Below are 20,553 nucleotides of genomic sequence, written 5' to 3'. Positions count from 1 at the left end.
GGGCCACTGGCGGTGTTACAGGTTGCCGCGCTTCTCCTGCTCACGCTCGATCGCCTCGAACAGCGCCTTGAAGTTGCCCTTGCCGAAGCCCATCGAGCCGTGCCGCTCGATCATCTCGAAGAAGACGGTCGGCTTGTCCTGCACCGGCTTGGTGAAGATCTGCAGCAGGTAGCCGTCCTCGTCGCGGTCGGCCAGGATCTTCAGCTCGCGCAGCTCCTCGATCGGCACCCGGGTGTCGCCGACCCACTCGCCCAGGGTGTCGTAGTAGCTGTCCGGGGTGTCCAGGAACTCGACACCGGCCTCGCGCATCTGCCGGACCGACGCCACGATGTCGTTGGTGGCCAGCGCGATGTGCTGGACGCCGGGCCCGCCGTAGAACTCCAGGTACTCGTCGATCTGCGACTTCTTCTTGGCGATGGCCGGCTCGTTGAGCGGGAACTTCACCTTGCGGGTGCCGTCCGCGACCACCTTGGACATCAGGGCGGAGTACTCGGTGGCGATGTCGTCGCCGACGAACTCCTTCATGTTGGTGAAGCCCATCACCTGGTTGTAGAACTCCACCCAGGTGTTCATCTTGCCGAGCTCGACGTTGCCCACGCAGTGGTCGATGGCCTGGAAGTTGCGACGGGCGAGCGGCGCCACGATGGGGTTCTTGGCGACGTAGCCGGGCAGGTACGGGCCGGCGTAGCGGGAGCGGTCCACCAGGGTGTGCCGGGTCTCGCCGTAGGTGGCGATCGCGGCCAGCACCACGGTGCCGTGCTCGTCGTCCAGCTCGTGCGGCTCGACCAGGCCGGTGGCGCCGTGCTCGATGGCGTAGGCGTAGGCGGCGTGGACGTCCGGCACCTCGATGGCCAGGTCGGTCACGCCGTCGCCGTGGGCGGCCACGTGCTGCTCGATGAACTTGCCGTGGTCGGTGGTCGCCTTGATCACCGAGGTGAAGACGAACCGGGCGGAGCCGGACTCCAGCACGTAGCTGGCGGTCTCGCGCTGGCCGGTCTCCGGGCCGCGGTAGGCGACGCAGCGCATCCCGAACGCGGTGGAGTAGTAGTGCGCGGCCTGCTTGGCGTTGCCCACTGCGAACTCGACGGCGTCCATCCCCTTCACCGGGAAGGAGTCGGCGGGGACGGACTGAGCGGCGGTGTCGGTCATGACTGCCTCCCTGTAGGCGTGAGGACCTCGCCCGCCCCGGGGTGTGGGGCCGGCGGCCCGTGGCGGCGGGTGGGGGTGCCCGTCACGGGGTCGTGGGTGGAGAGTGGCCCCGCTCACGTCGCTGCGCAACTGTTCGGTCGAATGCTGGTCAAGCTGTGCGCTCTGGTCGCAGAATGCGACTGCCGGCTGTACAGACTGCCCAGCCTTGGAGGCTTCCGATGCACGTGCCAGCTTCGCCCCATATCGGTGCTGCGTCCCGAATCGACGCCTTGGACGCCCGGCTGATCGAACTGCTGGCCGCCGAGCCGCGGATCGGGGTGCTGGAGTGCTCGCGCCGGCTGCAGGTCGCCCGGGGCACGGTGCAGGCCCGGCTGGACCGGCTGATGGCACGCGGGGTGGTCGGGGGCTTCGGGCCCGAGGTGGATCCGGCGGCGCTCGGCTATCCGGTGACGGCCTTCGCCACCCTGGAGATCTCGCAGGGCCAGGGCGCCGACGTGCGGGCCCACCTCGCCGCGGTGCCCGAGGTGCTGGAGCTGCACACCATCACCGGGCAGGGCGACATGCTCTGCCGGATCGTCGCCCGCTCCAACGCCGACCTGCAGCGGGTGATCGACCGGGTGGTGGGCTTCGACGGGATCGTCCGGGCGGCGACCGCGATCGCGCTGGAGAACCCGGTGCCCTACCGGGTGCTGCCGCTGGTGGCGCAGGCCGCCGGCGAGGAGCCGCCGACGGCCTGATCAGACGGGCGGTCTCAGCAGCTGGGCACCGGCCCGCCGCTGCCGAGCGCGTTCAGCGCGGCCACCGAGTCGCTGAGCGTGTTCACCGGGACCAGCCGCAGCCCGGGCGGGGTGTTGACCTTGGCGTCGGCGCACTCGGCGCGCGGCACCAGGAAGACGGTGGCACCGTCGCGGGCCGCCGCCTGGGTCTTCAGCGCCACCCCGCCGACCGTGCCGATGTCGCCGTTGGCGTCGATCGTGCCGGTGCCGGCGATGTCGCGTCCGCCGGTCAGGTCGCCGCCCTTGTTGTTGCCGGCCAGCTTGTCGATGATCGCCAGGGTGAGCATCTGGCCGCCGCTGGGGCCGCCGATGTCGCCGAGGTTGACGGAGACCTTCACCTGGTCCGGGGAGAGGTGCAGATAGCTCAGCGCGGCGGCGGTGGCGCTGTCCTGGGACTGCACCACCTCCTGGCGGGCCTGGCTCATGTCGCCCTGCGGGTAGACGCTGTCCCGGGGCAGTACCGCCACCTTCGGGTCCAGCCAGCCCTGCAACGCCGCCTCCAGGCTGATCGACTCCTTCGGTCCGGTGGCCAGGATGGTGGTCACCAGCAGCGATCCGCTGGTCGCCCGGACCGGGGCACCGGTGATGGTCACCACCTGGTTGCCCTGGTAGCTACCCAGCGCGTTGGCGGTGGCGCCCGGCCAGGTCTTGGTGAACGGCAGGGGCGCGAACGCGACCATCAGGAACAGCACGGCCAGGACGGCGCCGCAGAGCGTCAGCGCCCGGCGGCGCGGGGTCAGCCAGGAGGTGTTGGAGTCAGCAGGCACAAGGGGAATCCAAACACACCGCGGCTCAGCGCAGGGCGTCCGCCACCTCGGTCGCCGCCTCCACCACCCGCGGCCCGACCCGCTCGGGCACCAGGCCGTTGAGCATCACCACGCCGACGCTGCCCTCGATCCCGCTCAGGCCGATCAGCGCGGCGGCGGCGCCGCTGGCGCCCGACTGCTCCTCCGCCCGGGTGATCACGAAGGCCTGCTCGGGCCGCCGCTGGCCGGGGTGCTTGCGGGCCTCCAGGATCGCCTTGCCGGCCGCGCTCTCGTCCAGCGGGTGCCGCAGGCCGGTGCGGTAGGCGACGTGGAAGTCGGTCCAGCTGGGCTCCACCACGGCGACGGCCAGCGCCTCGGTGCCGTCCACCAGGGTGAGGTGGGCGGTCGCCCCGAGGTCCTCGGCCAGGCTGCGCAGCGCGGGCAGCGCCGCCTCGCGCAGCAGCGGGTGCACCCGGTGGGCCAGCCGCAGCACCCCGAGGCCGACCCGGGCCCGCCCGCCGATGTCGCGGCGGACCAGCCCGTGCTGCTCCAGGGTGGCCAGCAGCCGGTAGACCACGGTGCGGTTGACGGCCAGCCGGGCGGCCAGCTCGGTGACGGTCAGCCCGCGCTCCGAGTCGGCCAGCAGTTTGAGCACCCGGACACCGCGGTCAAGGGTCTGGGAGGTCTCGGCGGTCACGACACGCATTCCTTTCCACGGCGTCGGCCGACCGGCAGGCCGGCGCGCCGACCGAGTGAGTCGCGCGCAGGGGTGATGGACGCGGCAGGCCTGCTGCGACGTCATCGGCACACGCGGCCCTGCGCGCTCCGGTAGGAGGTCGTGCCTACGGCAGAGCGTGGGGAGAAAGTAGTAACTGAATCGGCGCTGCGGAAGTGCTTGTCCAAAATTCGGTCAAGATCGATTTTTTGGATTCGGACCAACCCGGGCAATCGTCGGCAATTCGCGGGCCCGTTTGGGCCGCCGCCAGCACCGTCGTTCCGGGTAACGGACACCTGGGAGTTTCCGGGGAACTCGCCGGTCGGAATGCGGACGGCCCGGCGCACTCGTGGTGCGCCGGGCCGGAATCACCGTGACGAACCGTCGGCAGAACGGTGACGGACCGTTGTTTCCGCCGACGGGAAAAGCGAGGTCAGCGGGCCCATTCCTTGACCTTGGCGATCCGGGCCCGGAGCTGGTTGGCGGTGGCCTGGGCGGTCAGCGGACCGCCGCACTGGCGGCGCAGCTCGTTGTGGATGGTGCCGTGCGGCTGGTTGGTCCGGTGGTGCCAGGCGGCCACCAGGGTGTTCAACTCCTTGCGCAGCTCCCGCAGTTCCTGATGGGTCACCACCGGGCGCTGCTCGGCCGGCAGTTCGAGCAGGTCGGCCTCCTCGGCGGGCTTGGCCTTGGAGCGCTGGATCTGGCGGCTCTGCCTCTTCTGCAGCAGCAGGTGCACCTGGTCCGGCTCCAGCAGGCCGGGGATGCCGAGGTAGTCCTCTTCCTCCTCGGAGCCCGGGTGCGCCTGCATCCCGAACTCCATGGCGTTGTAGAGCACGCGGTCGAACACCGCGTCGGACCCGAGCGCCTCGTAGGAGAGCTCCTCGCCGCCGGCCCCGTCCGGACCGTCGTTGGCCCGCTCGGCCTCGGCGAGCAGCCGGTCCTCCTCGTCGAAGAGCCCGTCGCCCTCCTTCTTCGGCCGGTCCAGCACGTGGTCGCGCTGCAGCTCCATCTCGTTGGCGAAGCCGAGCAGCATCGGCACCGAGGGCAGGAAGACCGAGGCGGTCTCGCCCCGCTTGCGGGCCCGCACGAAGCGGCCCACCGCCTGGGCGAAGAACAGCGGGGTGGAGATCGAGGTGGCGTAGACGCCGACCGCGAGGCGGGGCACGTCGACGCCCTCGGAGACCATCCGGACCGCGACCATCCAGCGGTCGTCCGAGGCCGAGAAGTCGGAGATCTTCTTGGACGCCTCGGCCTCGTCGGAGAGCACCAGGGTGGCCTTGCTGCCGGTGATCTCGCGGATCATCTTGGCGTAGGCGCGGGCCGAGTTCTGGTCGCTGGCGATCACCAGGGCGCCGGCGTCCGGGATCGCCTTGCGCACCTCGGTGAGCCGCTTGTCGGCGGCCCGCAGCACATTGGGGATCCACTCGCCCTGCGGGGAGAGCGCGGTCCGCCAGGCCTGGGCGATCAGGTCCTTGGTCATCGGCTCGCCGAGCCGGGCCTCCAGCTCGTCGCCGGACTTGGTCCGCCAGCGCATGTTGCCGCTGTAGGAGAGGAAGATCACGGGGCGGACGACGTGGTCGGCCAGCGCGTGCCCGTAGCCGTAGGTGTAGTCGGCGACCGACTTGCGCAGGCCGTCGGTGTCCGGCTCGTACTGGACGAACGGGATCGGGTTGGTGTCCGAGCGGAACGGGGTACCGGTCAGCGCGAGCCGCCGGGTGGCCGGCTCGAACGCCTCCAGGCAGGCCTCGCCCCACGACTTGGAGTCGCCCGCGTGGTGGATCTCATCCATGATCACCAGCGTCTTGCGGGACTCCGTGCGGTTGCGGTGCAGCATCGGGTTGACCCCGACACCCGCGTAGGTGACCACGATGCCGTGGTAGTCCCGGGAGAGCGGACCCGAGGAGTACGCCGGATCCAGCCGGATGCCGATCCGCGCGGCCGCCTCCGCCCACTGCTTCTTCAGGTGCTCGGTGGGCGCCACCACGGTGACCTGCTGCACCAGGTGGTTGTGCAGCAGGTAGGAGGCCAGGGTCAGGGCGAAGGTGGTCTTGCCTGCGCCCGGGGTGGCGACCGCCATGAAGTCCCGGGGCTGGGTCTCGATGTACTTGTCGAGCGCCCCCTGCTGCCAAGCGCGCAGCTTGCCGGCGGTCCCCCAGGGCGCCCGGCCCGGGAACGCCGGAGACAGGTGCGTGGCGGCGGAGGTCCCGCTGGGCCGAACCGCCTGGTGCGGCTCGGCGGCATCGGAGAACAGCGGCGAGATGGACGGCGCGGGCGAAGAGGCGGCAGTACTCACGGTCTCCGGAAAAGGTGATTGTCGCAGGTCAGGGCGGTGTTCCCGGCCCCACCCCGCAGTCGGCGGGCGATCGGACAACCCGCCTAGCGTACCGGGCCCCGCGTCACCTCAGGGCCCGACACAAGCCGTCACCGGGCGTCGTGGAGCTGCCGCAACCGCTGCGCGATATCGCTGATTTCATGGAGCACACCGGCAGCCACCCCGACCACCAGCTTGTACGCCTGATCCTGGTCAACAGCCAGCATTTCGGCCCCATTGAGATCAAGGAAGACCACTGTGCACATCCACGCGGTGCGCTTGTTGCCATCCACGAACGGGTGGTTGATGGTCAGCGACTGCAACAGCGCCGCTGCTTTCTCCCATACGCTGGTGTAGGCCTCGATCCCGAACATCTCGGACCTCGGGCGGTGGACCGCCGAGTCGAGTAGTCCGAGGTCCCGGACGCCCATGCTCTGCCCCTGGCAGGCAAGCTCTGAGAGATCCAGGACCTCGCGGGCGGTCAGGTACTTCACTCGCCCAGCCTCCGGAGCAGGTCGGCGTGGCGAGCCGCGTACTTGGCACCGAGCTTGCGCACCGACTCCCGGTCCGCCTCCTCGCTCAGGTACCGCTCGATCGCAAGTAGTACGACAGCATGCATGCTGCGTCCCTCCGCTTCGGCCCGAGTCTTCAGGGCTTCCTGCTGTTCGTCGCTGAGTCGCAAATTCATGGCCATACCGAAATGGTACTTTTGATGGGGTCATTATGGTACCCGCCATTCGTGACCCACATCACCCGTCCGCCCCGGTAATCCCCCGCCCCCGCGCCGCTCTCTCCTGGTGACCGCATGTCCCGTCCCCAAGGAGCCCCCCATGCGCAGCGCCAGTGTCGAGCACGTCGTCCAGGCCCGGCTGATCCTCAGCACCCAGGTGTCCAGCGGCCTCAGCGTGGTGCTGCGGTACCGGCGGAACGATCCGCTGGCGGTGCGGATGGTGTTCCCGGCCGAGTACTCGCTGGACGAGCGGTCGGCGCCGCAGGGTGCGGCCGAGGTGGTGTGGGTGTTCGCCCGGCAGTTGCTGGCCTGCGGGCTGGAGCTGCCGAGCGGGCTCGGGGACGTGCACGTGAGGCCCTGCCGGGGCACGCACACCATGGTCGAGCTGCGGGCGCCGGAGGGGGTGGCGCTGGTGCGCTTCGAGGCCGGCGACCTGCGCCGGTTCCTCTGGGCCAGCTACCGGGCGGTGCCCGAGGACCAGGAGCTGCGGCACCTGGACGCCGACCGGGCGCTGGCCGAGCTGCTGGGTTCCTGAGACGGGGGCACCCCCGGCCGAAGGCTGGGAGCGCGTCACCCGGGTCCGCGGTGGCCGGCCAGGTGGGCGTAGACCACCACGTTCCCCTGGTAGCCGTCGCCCTTGCGGTAGCCGCCGCCGCAGGTGATCAGGCGCAGCTGGGGGTCCGGGGCCTGGCCGTAGACCTGCTGGTCGGGGAAGGCGGTGCGCGGGTAGACCTCGACTCCGTCGACGGTGAACCAGGCGGTGCTGCGGTCGTCCCGGAGCACGTCGATCCGGTCGCCGCGGCGCAGCGCGCCCAGCCCGTGGAAGACGGCCGGGCCGGTCGCGGTGTCCACGTGCCCGGCCAGCAGGGCGGTGCCGCGCTGACCCGGCGTCACCCCGGCCTGGTACCAGCCGGCCAGGTTGCGGTCCTGGTCCGGCGGGGTGGCCAGGTGGCCCTCGGGGTCCAGGCCGACGCCGTTGACCGGGGCGTCCACCCCGATCGCCGGGATGCTGATCCGCACCGGCCGCGACCGGCCCATCGGGGTGCCGCTCAGCCCGGCCGGGCGCACCCCGCCGACGCCCGGCGCCTCGGCGGGTGCGGGGGCCGGCGGCGGCGAGCCGTGCAGGCCGTCCTGGACCAGCCAGGCGCCCGCGACCATCGCCGCCCCCAGCAGCACCGCCCCCGACCAGGGGCTCCGGTGTCCGGCCGGCCCGCCGTCCGGTCTCGCCATCAGTCCACCTCCCCTTCGGTCCGGCCCGGTCCAGCCGAGTCGGCGGTCCGCCGCCGCGCATCGGCTGCGCCTGCGGACGGGTGATCGGTGGACGAGCGGCGCAGCGCGCCGACGCCGAGCAGCCGCGGCCGAACCAGGAACCCCTCGGCCATGCCGTTGGCGATCGCGATCACCGGCAGTTCGGAGGACTTCTCGTAGAGCACGAACCGCGGCTCCCAGGCCGGCTGGTACTTGGCGTTGGCCCGGTACAGCGACTCCAGCTGCCACCAGCGGGAGAGGAACCGCAGAAGGGTCCGGAACAGCCGCAGCACCGGACCGGCCCCCAGCTTGCCGCCGGCCTCGAAGACGTAGCGGAACATCGCGAAGTTCAGCGAGACCCGGGTGACCGCGGGCTCGCCGTGCGCGGCGCGCAGCAGCAGTTCGGTGACCAGGAACTCCACCAGCCCGTTCTCCGACTCCCGGTCACGGCGCATCAGGTCCAGCGAGAGGCCGTGCGCGCCCCACGGCACGAAGCTGAGCAGCGCGCAGGTGCGGTCGTTCTCGTCGCGGCACTCGACCATCAGGCAGTCGCCGTCGGCCGGGTCGCCGAGCCGGCCGAGCGCCATGGTGAAGCCGCGCTCGGTGCGCCCGTGCCGCCAGGCGTCGGCCAGGTGCACCAGTTCGGCCAGCTCGGCCTCCGGGATGTCCCGGTGCCGGCGGATCACGGCGGTGTAGCCGGCCTTGCGGACCCGGTTGTATGCCTGCCGCAGGGTCCGCATCGAGCGTCCCTCCAGGGCGAAGCCCGCCACCTCCACGATCGCCTCGTCGCCGAACTCCAGGGCCTTGAGGCCGGCCCGGCGGTAGGCGATGCCGGCCTGCTCGCCGGCGCCGGTGACGGCGGGCACCCAGGCGTTGGCCCGGGCCAGTTCGCGCCAGCGGTCGATCGCCTGCGGCCAGGCCTCCGGGTCGCCGATCGGGTCACCGGAGGCCAGCGCCACCCCGTTGACCACCCGGTAGAGCACCGCGGCCTTGCCGGACGGCGACCAGCAGACCGCCTTGTCGCGGCGCAGCGCGAAGTAGCCCAGCGAGTCGCGGGCGCCGTGCCGCTCCAGCAGGGCGCGCAGCCGCTGCTCGTCCTCGGGCTGCAGCCAGACCCGGTCGCGCGGGGAGCGGAAGAAGACCCGCAGCACGATCAGGAACACGGCGGCGGCGAGCACGTTGATCGCCAGGTCGGCCCAGCGGGCGACGGTTACCGTGGGCACCAGTTCGCCGAAGCCCGTGGTGGTGAAGAGGCGGATCGCGGCGTACCGGACGCTGTCGTCCCAGTCCGGCACCGGCGGCGAGCTGCTGGCCCGGATCAGCACCGCGCCCAGCCCCAGCACCAGGGCGGCGCCCGCCACCGCGCTGCTCAGCCCGATCAGGACGTTGCCGTGCGCGCCGCGCACCTGGTAGGCGCGCCGGCTGAGCAGCAGCGCGGCGAGCACGCTCGCGGTGAGGGCGGCCGATACCCAGTTGAACGGGTGCCCGCGGTCCTCGGGCAGCGCCAGCAGGGCCAGCCCGAACAGCACGGCGTAGCCGGCGACCACCGCGGTGGCCACTATCCAGGCGGCCCGCTTGCGGCGGCGCAGCATCACGGCCAGCAGGGCGGCGAACAGCGCGGCGGTGAAGCCGGCGGTGAACAGCACGGGGGTGAAGTACTCGCCGCTGTCGACCTTGTGCACCCGCTCCCGGAACGGCGTGACCAGACCGGTCAGCAGGTTGACCGCGGCGGCGATCCGCAGGTACCACTCGGCGTAGCCGCCGCAGCGCTGCCGCCAGCGAGCGGGCGGCGGCGGCACCTGCGCGGGTGCGGCGAGCGGCGGCGCGGCGGCGGCGGCCGGTTCGGCGGTCACGTCGGGAGCGCCGGCCAGCAGGTTGTAGGCGGCCGTCTTGACGGCCATCAGCCGCCGGTGCACCCGGGCCTCGCGGCGCTCGGCGCGGGCCATCCGGCGCGGGCGGCTGCGGTAGCGCCAGCGGGCCCAGGGGCTGCCGGGGCGGGCCAGCCGGATCGCGCCGACCACCGCGAGCAGCGGGATCATCACGCCGAGCAGGCCCGTCCACAGCTTGCCCTTGAGCAGGCTGACCACCACCAGCACCAGCAGTGCGCCGGCCACCGCCAGTTGGGAGGGCGAGACCTTGCCGACGAACCCGCCGAGCGGGAGCTGGCCGAGCAGCAGCAGGCCGATCAGTGCTGCGGCCAGGATCACCGCGTCCACCGACTTGCGGCCCTGCTCCTTCCAGTAGACGTCCTCCAGGTGCAGCACCAGCGCGAACTCGTCGAGGACCAGGCCGCAGCCGATCCCGAAGGCCAGCGCGAACGCCTCGCGCAGGTGGCCGCTCGGGCTGTGCAGCGTGAAGCCGCCGACCCCGGCGACCAGCATCAGCGCCTGGCCGAAGACCACGTGGTGGATGTGCAGGCCGCCGGGGGTGACGTTGCCGGGCCACCAGGGGGTGCCGCGGCGGATCAGCCTGGTGCTCAACCGGATGAAGAGGAAGGCGGCGATCAGGCCGAGCAGCAGCAGGAAGAGCGGCTGCCGGCCGGGCTCGACGACTCGGGAGTGGTAGGCATTCAGTACCGACTGCCACATGGCGACCCGCGCTCCTCCCACCCTGCCTGCGTTTCAATCTGAATGATCGTTCGCTCCGGCTGACGCGTCGACACGCCGATCGGCTGGTCCTAACGGACGGTTGAACACCCGCCGGGGCCGCCATCCAGGTCAGATCATGCGATTCTGTGACAAATCGCCCATAACGGTCAATCAGCGGACAGAGAACCACCAATCGGAAACCGCACAGCCGTTGGGACGCAACCGTGCACGTCGCACCGACTTGGAGTGATCATGGACGCCCTGTCCCGCCGTTCCCTGCTCGCGGCCGGCGCCGCCACCGCCGCCGCCACGGTGGCCGCCGGCTGCGCCCGACCCGCCGCCGCCGGCCACCAGGCGGCTCCGGCCGGGGCTGCGGCGGCGGGACGATCGTCCTCGCCGGCGACCCCCAGCACCCCGGCCAAGCCGCCCGCCGTGATGATCGGCGACGGCTCCACCTCCGACACCGGCCCGCAGCCCAACCAGCCCGTCCCGGAACCCCTGGAGCTGGGCCAGCGCCCGCCGCAGTTCGTGGTGTTCTCCTGGGACGGCGCGGGCGAGCTGGACAACAAGCTCTTCTCCCGGTTCCGCACCCTGGCCAACCAGCACAACGCCTCGATGACGTTCTTCCTGAGCGGCATCTACACGCTGCCCGAGGGCAAGAAGGAGCTCTACCGCCCGCCCCAGCACCGGATCGGCGCCTCCGACATCGGCTACCTGGCCGACGACCACATCCACGCCACGCTGACCCAGGTCGGCGCGGCCTGGCTGGACGGCCACGAGATCGGCACCCACTTCAACGGCCACTTCTGCGGCGGCAACGGGGTCGGCCGCTGGTCGTCCGCCGAGTGGGAGAGCGAGATCCAGCAGGCCATGGACTTCGTCATGAAGTGGAGGACCAACACCGGCTTCAGCGATCTGCCCGCGCTGCCCTTCGACTACCGCAAGGAGCTGATCGGCGGCCGCACCCCCTGCCTGGAGGGCCAGCGCGCCCTGCTGCCGACCGCGGCCGCCCGCGGCTGGAAGTACGACGCCAGCGGCCCGGGCGGGCTGCAGGTGTGGCCGCAGAAGTTCCAGGGCGGCGCGCTCTGGGACATGCCGCTGCAGTCCATCCCGTTCCCCGGGCACTCCTTCCAGGTCCTGTCGATGGACTACAACATCATGTACAACCAGTCGGGCGACGACCCCAAGGGCAATCCGGTGATGCAGGACGCCTGGCAGAAGCAGGCCCGGGACGCCTACCTGATGGGATTCGAACGCGCCTACACCACCAACCGCGCGCCGATGTACATCGGCAACCACTTCGAGCAGTGGAACGGCGGCATCTACATGAACGCGGTGGAGGAGGTGCTGCGGACCATCGCCGGCAAGCCCGAGGTGCGGCTGGTCTCGTTCCGCCAGCTGGTGCAGTGGCTGGAGGCGCAGGACCCGGGGGTGCTGCGCAAGCTGCAGGCGCTCGGGGTCGGCGAGAGCCCGGCCGGCGGCTGGTCGAGCTACCTCGGCAAGGCTGGCTGACCCCGTTCGGCGCTACCCCGGGTGATCGGACATCACCCCAGGTAGCAGCCGGTTTTCCCGGCCCGCGGCCGGTCCGCTCGGGGTGCGGCGGGGCCGCGGAGCCCGTCCCCTGGTGTTCAGGACACTCACCGTTCGTAAGGAATCCCTCGCCATGCGTGCTCGTCACTTCGCCGCCACCGGGCTGCTCGCCCTGGCCGCCGGGTTGGCCGCCGCCAACCCGGCCGCCGCCAACCCGGTCGTCATCGAGCCGGACCCGGTCTCCCCCGGTGGTCACTTCACCCTGTTCGACGGCGGCAACTGCGACAACGCGGGCGGCCAGGCCACCTTCAAGGCGCGCGAGCAAGCCGGCAGCGCGTCCACCGGCCCCGCCGAGGGCATCCCGGCGGTCAAGCTCGGCGCGCTGCGGGGCCTGGTCGGCGCGGTCGCCACGGTCCCCGAGCATGCCCGGCCCGGCGTCTACGACGTGACCATCACCTGCACCACTGCCACCAAGCACAAGGCGACCACCACCATCACGGTGCACGGCGGCGTGCCGGGCCGCGGCGACCACCAGGAGCACGGTGACCCGAGCGGCCGTCCCAGCGGCCCGAGCGGGGCCAGCCACGCGGGCCTGGGCGGCAGCACCGGGCCGAACGTCCCGGAGGCGCTGGCCGGCGTCACCCTGCTGGGCACGGCGGCCGCCGCCGTCGCGCACCACCGGCGGCGCCGCTCCTGACGGCCCGGCGGCGGTTCAGTCGCGCGGCCGCACCCGGCCGGCCAGTGCCGCGCCACCCAGCGAGACCGCGGCCATCACCACGAAGATCATGCCGAACGCCGCCCCGGGCACGCTCGCGCCCGCGGTGGCCGCCGTGACCGCACCGCCGCCGCCCGCCGCGAACAGCACCCCGGCCAGGCCGACCAGCAGCACCGTGCCCAGCGAGTCCGACACCTGCAGCGACGCCGAATTGGCCCCGGCCGCCTCGGGCGGCGAGAGCTTCAGCATCAGCACGCTGATGCTGGCGATCAGCAGGCCCATCCCGAGCCCGCCGAAGGCCCAGGCCACCGCCGCCGTCCAGGTCGGCATGGCGGGCAGCAGCACCAGGGCGGCGCCCGCGACGGCGACGCTGGTGAACAGGAAGCCGAGCCGGATCAGCAGCTCGCGGTGGCGGTCGGCGCCGGGCCGGCCCTGCAGCCAGGAGCCGAGCGACCAGGAGAGCCCGCCACTGGTCAGGGTGAGGCCGGCCATGGTCGGCGACAGATGACGCTGCGTCACCATCATCAGCGGGATGAACGCCTCGGCGGCGAAGAACGCACCGGACGCCACCCCGCGCAGCAGGATCAGCGTGGGCAGCCCGCGCCCGGCCCGCAGGGTGCCGGCCGGCAGCAGCCGCAGCACCGCGGGCACCAGCAGCGCCAGCCCGACCAGCGCGGGCAGCAGTGCCACCAGGTCCCGGCGCTCGCCCGCCCACTGCAGCAGCCCGGCGCCGAGCGCGGCCATCGCGGCGAGCCCGATCCGCCGCCGGTTCAGCGCGCCGCCCGGCAGAGGCTCCTGCTCCCGCTCGGCCCGCCGCAGCGCCGGCCCCATCACCGCGAGCGGCAGCACCACCAGCATCGGCACGGCCAGGAACACCCAGCGCCAGCCCAGGTGCTGGGTGACGGCCCCGGAGACCACGGGGCCGATGATCGAGGGCAGCACCCAGGCCGCCGAGAACGCGGCGAAGACGGCCGGCCGCAGCCGTTCCGGAAAGGCCCGCCCGGCCACCACGTAGAGCGCCACGATCACCAGGCCGCCACCGAGGCCCTGGATCGCCCGTCCGCTGACGAACAGCCACATGTCGGCCGCCGCGCCGGCCACCACCAGCCCGCCGGCGAAGACCCCGATCCCGGCGAACAGCGGCAGCACCGGCCCGCGCCGGTCGCACCACTCGCCGGACAGCACCATGGCGAACAGGGTGCTGGTGAAGTAGCCGGAGAACGCGAACGCGTAGAGCCCCACCCCGTGCAGCTGACGGGCCGCCACCGGCATCGCGGTGTTCACCGCGGTCGCCTCGAAGGCGAGCAGCAGCACCACCGAGACGATCCCCAACGTCAGCGCGCGGTACCGCGCGCTCAGCACTCCGCCCTGGTCAGGCGGGGCGAGCTGGCCGAGCAGAGCGGAGTCGGTTGCGGTCATGACTGCCATGGTAAGCCGCGTGTGCCGGGTTTACTCCTGACCCTTTGGTCCTAGGACTTCATGCGGATGTCACATTCGGCCATTGACCGACCCCACAGGGTGTCGCCTAAGCTTTTTCCCATCAGCCGGCCGTGTGCCCGAGTGGCTTAGGGAACCGCCTGCAAAGCGGTGTACACGGGTTCGATTCCCGTCATGGCCTCGTGAAATCGGAATGCCGGGTCGACGTTTTCGTCGACCCGGCATTCCGGTGTTCTCGGGCCTTTTCGGCCGCCCGGGCTCAGCCCACCACCGCGTCCTGCGCAAGGATCGGGAGGCGGCCGACCGGGAGGTTGGTGGCGGCGCGGACCGCGGCGGCGACGGCGGCGGGGGCCACCACGGCGGGGACGGCGCTGACCGCCTTGGCACCGAAGGTGGCGACCACGTCGCGCTCCTCCACCAGCTTGGCGATCCGCACCTCGGGGGTGTCCAGCGAGGTGGGCAGCCGGTAGCCGGTGAGCGAGAGGTCGTGCGGGACGCCGGCGGTGGTGCGCAGGTCCTCCAGCAGGGCCGCGCCGACCCCGTGGGCCACCGCCGCCTCGATCCGGTCCTCGATCTGGCCCGGGTTCAGGGCCCGACCGACGTCCTGGGCCACCGTCACGTCGACCACCCGGACGGCGCCCAGTTCGATGTCCACGTCCACCACGGCGCGCATCGCGCAGAAGGCGATCGAAACGAAGGCGTCACCCTGGCCGGCCTCGTCCAGCGGCTCGGTCGGGTGCGGGCGGCACTGCGCGGTGGCCCACAGCTCCTTGCCCTCCAGCGCCTCGCCGACCGGCATGCCGAGCACCCCGTCATAGGAGGTGATCTTGCCCTCGGCGATCGACAGCAGCTCCACCGACATGCCGAAGTCGGCGGCGATCGGCTGCAGCAACTGGTGGCGGACCATCAGCGCGGCCTTCTCCACCGCCCCGCCGGAGACCCAGGTGTGCCGGCCGCGGGCGGACGGGCCGGCGATCGTCTGGTCGCTGTCCACCGGCGCGACGTAGACCTCGCTCACCCCGAGCACCGACTGCACGATCTGCCGCGCCAGCGTGGCGAAGCCCTGCCCGGCGTCGACCGCCGCGCAGATCACCGTGGCGTGGTCCCCGCTGACCCGCACGGTGGCGGTGGAGACCTCGTCCGCGCCCTCCGCGCCCAGCATGTGCACCATGCCGACCGCATAGCCGATGCCGCGCCGCACCGCCGCCGGGTCGCCGGCTCCGCCCGGGCCGCCGGGCAGCAGCCAGGCGGTGTCCGGGTCGTCCAGCGGCAGCGCCGGCAGCGGCACCTCGTCGAGCGCCTCCAGCAGCGGGCCGACCGGGGCCGGGCAGGTGACGGCCTGTCCGGTGGGCAGCGAGTCGCCGGTGGTCATCGCGTTGCGGCGGCGGATCTCCAGCGGGTCCAGGCCGAGCCGAGCGGCCAGCAGGTCCATCTGCGACTCGTGCGCGAAGCAGGACTGCAGCGCGCCCTCGCCGCGCATCCGGCCGGCCGGCGGGTTGTTGGTGCGCACCGCCCAGGCGTCCACCGAGACGTTCGGGCAGACGTACGGTCCGGCCGCGAACGCGGTGGCGGCGCCCAGCACCTCCGCCGAGACGTCCGCGTAGGCCCCGCCGTCCAGCAGGATCTGCGCCTCCACCTTGACCAAGGTGCCCTGGGCGTCGGCGTGGTGGCGGTAGCGCAGCAGCGCCGGGTGCCGGCCGCTGTGCGCCTGGAACGACTCCTCGCGGGTCAGCACCATCTTCACCGGCCGGCCGGAGCGCAGCGCCAGCAGCGCCAGGGTCACCTGGAAGGAGAGCTCCTCGCGGTCCGCGCTGGCGCCGGGCACGCCGGTGACCACCAGCCGCACCCGGTCCGGCTCCAGGCCGAGCCGGGCCGCCACCCGGTCCCGGTCGCCGTGCGGGTCGGTGGAGGACAGGTGCAGCTCCACCCCGCCGTCCGGGCGCGGCACCGCCAGGCCCGCCTCGGTGCCGATCGGCGCCGGGTCCTGGCGCCCCACCTGGTAGAGCCCCTCGACCACCACCTCGCCGACCAGCTCCTGGTCGCCGTGGCGCAGCGGCAGGTGGCGCAGCAGGTTGCCGTTCGGGTGCAGGGCCGGGCCGTTGAAGGCCTGCTCCGGGTCGGTCAGCGGCTCCAGGAGCTGGTACTCGACCAGGATCGAGGCGGCGGCCAGCCGCGCGGTGTCCGGGTGGTCGGCGGCCACCGCGGCCACCGGCTCGCCGTGGTGGCGGACCACCTCGGCGGCCAGCACCGGGCGGTCGGCCTCCGTCGGCTGTGCGGGCAGGTCGGCGGCGGTCACCACGGCGTGCACCCCGGGGATCGCCAGCGCCGCCGAGGTGTCGATGGCGACGATCCGGGCGTGCGGGTGCGGCGAGCGCAGCACCGCGCCCCAGAGCAGCCCCTCCGCCCAGAGGTCGGCGGCGTACGGGTAGATGCCGAGCGCCTTGGGCAGCGCGTCGGTGCGCAGCGGCGAGCTGCCCAGGCCGTGGGCCGGGGCCGGCGCCGGGGCGCTCTCGGCCGGGCGGTCGAGCTGGTCGGTCATGCGTGGCCGTCCTCGGGGAGGTGGAGGCCGTGGGCGGGGTGCCGGCCTCGGGCGTGCCGGGGGCGGTCTCGTAGACCGTGCCGTCGAACGGGGTGGCGGGCGCCGGGATGCCGTGCGCCGGGGTGGCCTGGTAGCCGAGCGGGTCGTAGGCGGTGCCCGGGTAGGGCACCTGGGCGTACGGGTCGGCCGCGTACTGCGGCGCGGCCGGGTAGCCGCCGTCCTGGTGCGGGATGCCGTGCGCCGGGGTCGGGTCGTACGGGGTGCCCTGGGCCGGGGTGGTGTCGAACGACGGGGTGGCGGTGCCGTGCGCGGGGGTGGGCTCGTACGGGGTGCCCTGCGCGGGGTGGTGTCGAAGGTCGGGACGGCGGTGCCGTGCACGGGGGTGGGCTCGTAGCCGGACGCCGCGTCATAGCCGGTGCCCGGGGCGTATCCGGCGGTGTCGTAGCCGGGGTAGCCCTGGGCCGGGATGGTCCCGAGGCCGCCGGCGGTGGTGGGCACCGCCTCCTCGGCGGCGATCCAGTCGCCGTCGGCCTCGAAGATCGGCACCTCGCCGGCGGCAGCGGTGCCGCTCCAGGCGTCCTGGTAGACCGGCAGGTCGAGCGCCTGGGCGACGGCGCCTTCCGGCGCGGGCGGCTCCTGGGCCGCCGGTTCGGTGGTGTCGGCGGGCGGTCCCGACGCCTCGTCAGCCGCCTCCGCGGTCGCCTCGGCCTCCACCAGCAGCGCGGCCCGCTGGTCCGCGACGGTCTGCACGGCCGCCAGCGCGCTGCGGTACCCGGTGCACCGGCACAGGTTGCCGCAGAGCGCCTGGCGGGCCTCCATCTCGCTGGGCCGGTGGTTGCGCTGCAGCAGGTCGTGCACCGCCATCGCCATGCCGGGCGTGCAGTAGCCGCACTGCACCGCCCCGGAGTCGGCCAGCGCCTGCTGCACGTCGCTGGCCGCGCCGCCGGCCGACAGGCCCTCCACGGTGGCGATCTCGCTGTCCGCCGCGAGCGCCGCCGGCACCAGGCAGCCGGCCACCAACTGGCCGTCCACCTGCACCGAGCAGGCCCCGCACTCGCCCTGCTCGCAGCCGTTCTTGGCACCCGCCAGCCCGAGCCGCTCGCGCAGCACATGGAGCAGGCTCTCGCCGATCCAGGCGTCGGTGACCGGCCGTTCGAAGCCGTTCACCCGCAGCGTGTACGAGGCGGTGGGCCGCCCGTCGCCCGGCTGGGCGGGATGCATCGTCGGTTCGGTCGCCATCTGGGCGATCCCCTCGGCCGTCACTTCAGTGCCCTCCCCAGCGCCCGGCGGGCCAGCACCGCCACGGTACGCCGTAGCGCCACGGCCGCCGCCGTCGGCCCCTGCGGCGGCAGTCCCGACGCCGGGTCAGCGCCGTAGCCGTCCGGCACGCAGGCGGTGGCCACGTACTCGCCGAAGGCGGCCGCCGCGGCCGGGTCGATGGCCGTGGCGCCCTCCTCGCCGCGCGCCGACCAGTCGATGCAGCCCGCCACCCAGGCCTCCGCCTCCAGCGGGCGCAGCGGCACCGGCGCCACCGCGCCGACCGCGCAGCGCACCGCGCGCCGGGCCGGGTCGAGCACCAGGGCGACCGAGGCGGTGGCCCTGGCCGGGCCGCTGCGCCCGGTGGCCTTGAGGAACACCTGGGGGCGTGCAGCAGCGGCACCCGCACCCAGGTGAGCAGTTCGCCCGGGCGGATCGGGTCGAGGCCGGTGAGCAGGTGGCTGACCGGCACGTCCCGGGTGCCGCCGACGCCGGCCAGGGTCACCTGCGCCTCCAGCGCGGTGAGCACCGGCAGGGTGTCGCCGGTCGGCGCGGCGGTGGCGATGTTGCCGCCCAGGGTGCCGACGTTGCGGGTCTGCGGCGGCCCGGCGGTGCGGGCCGCGTCGGCCAGCGCCGGGATCAGCGCGGCGAAGTCGGGGCGGTCCATCCGGGCCAGGGTGAGGCCGGCGCCGAGCACCGCGGTGCCGCCGTCCTCGTAGCGCCAGCCGCGCAGTTCGGTGATCCGGCCGAGGCCGAGCAGCGCGGCGGGGCGCAGCCGCCCGGCGTTGACGGCCTCCATCAGGTCGGTGCCGCCCGCCACCGGCACGGCGGCGGGGCTGGTACCCAGGGCTTCGACAGCCTCCGCCAGCGAGGTCGGCAGCATGATCGTCCGATTCACCTGGGTCCCACCGTGCTCCACTCTCCTGGCTGCGCTCGGGTCCGGGCCCAGCCGTACCGGTCGGCCGCCGAGCGGTCGGCCTGCCGCGCACCGCGCTCGCGGTACCGCCCGTAGAGTACGGGCCCGGGCTGCCGAACTGAAGCCGCAGGGGTCCGAAGGGAGGCCGCCCCGCCACCTGATCTTGACGACCCGGCGGTCCCGAAGGTTCCCCGCCGGCCGGACGGAGCGTCAGCGCACCGGCGGCGGCCCGTCCGACGGGCGGCCCGGCACCCCGGGTCGCCGCTGCCACGGGTGCGGCCCGGTCGGCGGGCGGTAGGCCACGCCGAGTGCGTCCAGCCTGGCCAGGTGGCCGCCGAGCCGCTGCTCGAAGCCCGGCCAGTCCCGCTGCGCCGGGTCCCTGGGCAGCTCGGACCAGGCGACCTCGGCGAGTGCAGCCAAACGGGGGAACGCCCGGAAGTCGACGTCCCGGGGCTGGTCGGCGAACTCGGTCCACAGGTTCGCCTGAGTGCCGATCACCTGACGGGCGCTCGCCTCGTCCAGCTCGGGCGGGACCGGCTCGAACCGGTAGACGTCCGCCGCGGTGCGCACGAAGCCGACCGGGATCGGCTCCTCGGGCCCGTCGGCCTGCCGGTGGTCCAGGTAGACGTACTGCTCCGGGCACATCACCACCTGGTGCCCGGCCCGCGCGGCCGCCACCCCGCCGAAGTAGCCCCGCCAGGAGGAGACAGCGGCCTGCGGCGCGAGGCCGCCCTCCAGGATCTCGTCCCAGCCGATCAGCCGCCGCCCCCGGTCGGCCAGCCAGCGGCCGAAGTGCCGGATCATCCAGCCCTGCAGCTCCTCCTCGCCGGCCAGCCCCAGCGCCTTGATCCGGGCCTGAGCGGCCGGGCTGGCCCGCCACTCGTCCTTGGGGCACTCGTCCCCGCCGAGGTGCACGAACTCGGACGGGAACACCTCCAGGAGCTCCTCCAGCACGCCCTCGAAGAAGGCCAGGGTGGCGTCCGACGCGTTGAGCACGTGGGAGCTGACGCCCCAGTCGGTCCACACCCCCAGCGCGGCGGTGTCCACCACGTCGGTGTTGCCCAGCTCCGGGTAGGCGGCGATGGCGGCCTGGGTGTGCCCGGGCAGGTCGATCTCCGGCACCACCGTGATCCCCCGGTCGGCCGCGTAGGCGACCAGCTCGCGCAGGTCGTCCTGGGTGTAGTGGCCCCGTGCGGCCGGTCGTCCCAGCGCTGCCCGTCCCGGAAGCCCACCATCGAACGGGTCCGCCAGGAGCCGGTCTCGACCAGCTTCGGATAGCGCTTGACCTCGAAACGCCAGCCCTGATCGTCCGTCAGGTGCAGGTGCAGCACATTGAGCTTGTGCGCGGCCAGCAGGTCGACGTAACGCAGCAGCTCGGGCTTGGGCAGGAAGTGCCGTGCGGTGTCCAGCAGCAGGCCCCGCCAGCCGAACCGCGGCGCGTCGGTGATCTCGCCGAGCGGCAGCGCCCAGCCGGTGCGGCGCAGCGGTGCCCGCCGGAACGCCTCGGGGCCGAGCAGCTGGCGCAGCGTCTGGGCGGCCCAGTGCGCGCCGGCCGGGCCGCCGGCGGTGAGCCGGGCCCGCTCGGGGCCGATCGCGATCCGGTAGGCCTCCGGTGCCAGTGCCGCATGGGGCACCTCCCAGCCGCCGGGCTGGGGGAGAGCCGCAGCTCGATGACGGGCGGTCGGCCCGGGGCAGCGCCAGCCCGGTGGCGGCTCCCAGCTCGGTGCGCAGCCAGCGCTCGGCGGCCTCGGTGCCGGGCCCGCCGGCCAGGGTGCTGTCCGGCCCGAGCGGCAGGGTGCGGCGCGGGTCGAGCCGGACGTCGGCCGGTGCGGGGATCAGGTCCATGGCGGGCATCCTGCCCCGCACACCGCCATTGGTACAGACCAATACCGGCCT

14 protein-coding genes, 1 tRNA gene and 3 pseudogenes are annotated in these 20,553 nt (G+C 73.4%); 5 read left to right on the top strand and 13 right to left on the bottom strand.

What is annotated here, in order from left to right; all coding sequences use genetic code 11:
* Nucleotides 1-15: 15 nt before the first annotated feature.
* A complete protein-coding gene (gene hppD, locus E6W39_RS27065; protein WP_141635727.1) occupies nucleotides 16-1,149 on the bottom strand; it encodes a 4-hydroxyphenylpyruvate dioxygenase in 1,134 nt (377 codons plus the stop codon).
* Nucleotides 1,150-1,367: 218 nt separating this feature from the next.
* Between hppD and E6W39_RS27060 the strand changes: the two genes are divergently transcribed.
* Nucleotides 1,368-1,886, top strand: coding sequence for an Lrp/AsnC family transcriptional regulator (locus E6W39_RS27060; RefSeq protein WP_141635726.1), 519 nt, complete (start codon nucleotides 1,368-1,370; stop codon nucleotides 1,884-1,886).
* Nucleotides 1,887-1,900: 14 nt separating this feature from the next.
* Here the strand turns inward: E6W39_RS27060 and E6W39_RS27055 are convergent, their stop codons facing one another.
* From E6W39_RS27055 to E6W39_RS27035, 5 genes are all read right to left on the bottom strand, one after another.
* Nucleotides 1,901-2,692, bottom strand: a complete 792-nt coding sequence (locus tag E6W39_RS27055; RefSeq protein ID WP_228718379.1) for a S16 family serine protease — start codon at nucleotides 2,690-2,692, stop codon at nucleotides 1,901-1,903.
* A gap of 25 nt (nucleotides 2,693-2,717) precedes the next feature.
* Entirely contained in the window at nucleotides 2,718-3,368 is a 651-nt protein-coding gene (locus tag E6W39_RS27050; protein WP_101385169.1) for an IclR family transcriptional regulator, read from the bottom strand.
* A 451-nt stretch (nucleotides 3,369-3,819) separates the two neighbouring features.
* Nucleotides 3,820-5,637, bottom strand: coding sequence for a DEAD/DEAH box helicase (locus tag E6W39_RS27045; protein WP_141637973.1), 1,818 nt, complete (start codon nucleotides 5,635-5,637; stop codon nucleotides 3,820-3,822).
* Nucleotides 5,638-5,807: 170 nt separating this feature from the next.
* Nucleotides 5,808-6,191 (bottom strand): type II toxin-antitoxin system death-on-curing family toxin, encoded by a 384-nt coding sequence (locus E6W39_RS27040; RefSeq protein ID WP_141635725.1) that lies wholly within the window; start codon nucleotides 6,189-6,191, stop codon nucleotides 5,808-5,810.
* Nucleotides 6,188-6,385, bottom strand: a complete 198-nt coding sequence (locus tag E6W39_RS27035; RefSeq protein WP_141637972.1) for an Arc family DNA-binding protein — start codon at nucleotides 6,383-6,385, stop codon at nucleotides 6,188-6,190. The genes E6W39_RS27040 and E6W39_RS27035 overlap by 4 nt, the downstream gene beginning before the upstream one ends.
* Before the next feature lie 142 nt (nucleotides 6,386-6,527).
* Between E6W39_RS27035 and E6W39_RS27030 the strand changes: the two genes are divergently transcribed.
* On the top strand, nucleotides 6,528-6,962 hold the full coding sequence (locus E6W39_RS27030; RefSeq protein WP_141635724.1) for an SsgA family sporulation/cell division regulator: 435 nt from the start codon (nucleotides 6,528-6,530) through the stop codon (nucleotides 6,960-6,962).
* Between the two features lie 35 nt (nucleotides 6,963-6,997).
* On the opposite strand, the gene E6W39_RS27025 is transcribed toward E6W39_RS27030, so the two are convergent.
* On the bottom strand, nucleotides 6,998-7,657 hold the full coding sequence (locus E6W39_RS27025; RefSeq protein ID WP_141635723.1) for a class F sortase: 660 nt from the start codon (nucleotides 7,655-7,657) through the stop codon (nucleotides 6,998-7,000).
* The gene (locus E6W39_RS27020) at nucleotides 7,657-10,263 is read right to left on the bottom strand and encodes a phosphatidylglycerol lysyltransferase domain-containing protein (RefSeq protein WP_141635722.1); all 2,607 of its coding nucleotides are present in this window, start codon (nucleotides 10,261-10,263) and stop codon (nucleotides 7,657-7,659) included. Before E6W39_RS27020 ends, E6W39_RS27025 begins: the two co-directional genes overlap by 1 nt.
* A gap of 252 nt (nucleotides 10,264-10,515) precedes the next feature.
* Here E6W39_RS27020 and E6W39_RS27015 point away from each other — a divergent pair, with 252 nt between their 5' ends.
* Together E6W39_RS27015 and E6W39_RS27010 are read left to right on the top strand one after the other, a co-directional pair.
* Nucleotides 10,516-11,775 carry a polysaccharide deacetylase family protein gene (locus tag E6W39_RS27015; RefSeq protein ID WP_141635721.1) on the top strand — a complete coding sequence of 420 codons (1,260 nt, stop codon included), beginning with the start codon at nucleotides 10,516-10,518 and terminating at the stop codon, nucleotides 11,773-11,775.
* A gap of 151 nt (nucleotides 11,776-11,926) precedes the next feature.
* Nucleotides 11,927-12,490, top strand: a complete 564-nt coding sequence (locus tag E6W39_RS27010; RefSeq protein ID WP_141635720.1) for a hypothetical protein — start codon at nucleotides 11,927-11,929, stop codon at nucleotides 12,488-12,490.
* 15 nt (nucleotides 12,491-12,505) lie between these two features.
* Here E6W39_RS27010 and E6W39_RS27005 read toward each other — a convergent pair whose 3' ends face one another.
* A complete protein-coding gene (locus E6W39_RS27005) occupies nucleotides 12,506-13,927 on the bottom strand; it encodes an MFS transporter (RefSeq protein WP_228718378.1) in 1,422 nt (473 codons plus the stop codon).
* 127 nt (nucleotides 13,928-14,054) lie between these two features.
* Between E6W39_RS27005 and E6W39_RS27000 the strand changes: the two genes are divergently transcribed.
* A tRNA-Cys gene (locus tag E6W39_RS27000) sits at nucleotides 14,055-14,126 on the top strand.
* Nucleotides 14,127-14,204: 78 nt separating this feature from the next.
* Here E6W39_RS27000 and E6W39_RS42045 read toward each other — a convergent pair.
* The 4 genes and pseudogenes from E6W39_RS42045 to E6W39_RS26985 form a co-directional block, all read right to left on the bottom strand.
* A complete protein-coding gene (locus E6W39_RS42045) occupies nucleotides 14,205-16,484 on the bottom strand; it encodes a xanthine dehydrogenase family protein molybdopterin-binding subunit (protein WP_228718729.1) in 2,280 nt (759 codons plus the stop codon).
* Between the two features lie 756 nt (nucleotides 16,485-17,240).
* Nucleotides 17,241-17,705: pseudogene (locus E6W39_RS42040) on the bottom strand ((2Fe-2S)-binding protein); the annotation flags it as partial.
* A gap of 38 nt (nucleotides 17,706-17,743) precedes the next feature.
* A pseudogene (locus tag E6W39_RS26990) lies at nucleotides 17,744-18,624 on the bottom strand (FAD binding domain-containing protein).
* Between the two features lie 243 nt (nucleotides 18,625-18,867).
* A pseudogene (locus tag E6W39_RS26985) lies at nucleotides 18,868-20,502 on the bottom strand (beta-N-acetylhexosaminidase).
* Nucleotides 20,503-20,553 lie beyond the last annotated feature (51 nt).

The sequence above is a fragment of the Kitasatospora acidiphila genome, assembly GCF_006636205.1.
In the GTDB taxonomy this organism is placed as follows: domain Bacteria; phylum Actinomycetota; class Actinomycetes; order Streptomycetales; family Streptomycetaceae; genus Kitasatospora; species Kitasatospora acidiphila.
This window is presented reverse-complemented; position numbering and strand designations above follow the sequence as displayed.

Excerpts from the sequence above, each read along its gene's own strand:
- hppD (WP_141635727.1), bottom strand. The coding sequence starts at position 1,149 with ATGACCGACACCGCCGCTCAGTCCGTCCCCGCCGACTCCTTCCCGGTG.
- E6W39_RS27060 (WP_141635726.1), top strand. The coding sequence starts at position 1,368 with ATGCACGTGCCAGCTTCGCCCCATATCGGTGCTGCGTCCCGAATCGAC.
- E6W39_RS27035 (WP_141637972.1), bottom strand. The coding sequence starts at position 6,385 with ATGAATTTGCGACTCAGCGACGAACAGCAGGAAGCCCTGAAGACTCGG.
- E6W39_RS27030 (WP_141635724.1), top strand. The coding sequence starts at position 6,528 with ATGCGCAGCGCCAGTGTCGAGCACGTCGTCCAGGCCCGGCTGATCCTC.
- E6W39_RS27025 (WP_141635723.1), bottom strand. The coding sequence starts at position 7,657 with ATGGCGAGACCGGACGGCGGGCCGGCCGGACACCGGAGCCCCTGGTCG.
- E6W39_RS27020 (WP_141635722.1), bottom strand. The coding sequence starts at position 10,263 with ATGTGGCAGTCGGTACTGAATGCCTACCACTCCCGAGTCGTCGAGCCC.
- E6W39_RS27015 (WP_141635721.1), top strand. The coding sequence starts at position 10,516 with ATGGACGCCCTGTCCCGCCGTTCCCTGCTCGCGGCCGGCGCCGCCACC.
- E6W39_RS27010 (WP_141635720.1), top strand. The coding sequence starts at position 11,927 with ATGCGTGCTCGTCACTTCGCCGCCACCGGGCTGCTCGCCCTGGCCGCC.
- E6W39_RS27005 (WP_228718378.1), bottom strand. The coding sequence starts at position 13,927 with ATGACCGCAACCGACTCCGCTCTGCTCGGCCAGCTCGCCCCGCCTGAC.
- E6W39_RS42045 (WP_228718729.1), bottom strand. The coding sequence starts at position 16,484 with ATGACCGACCAGCTCGACCGCCCGGCCGAGAGCGCCCCGGCGCCGGCC.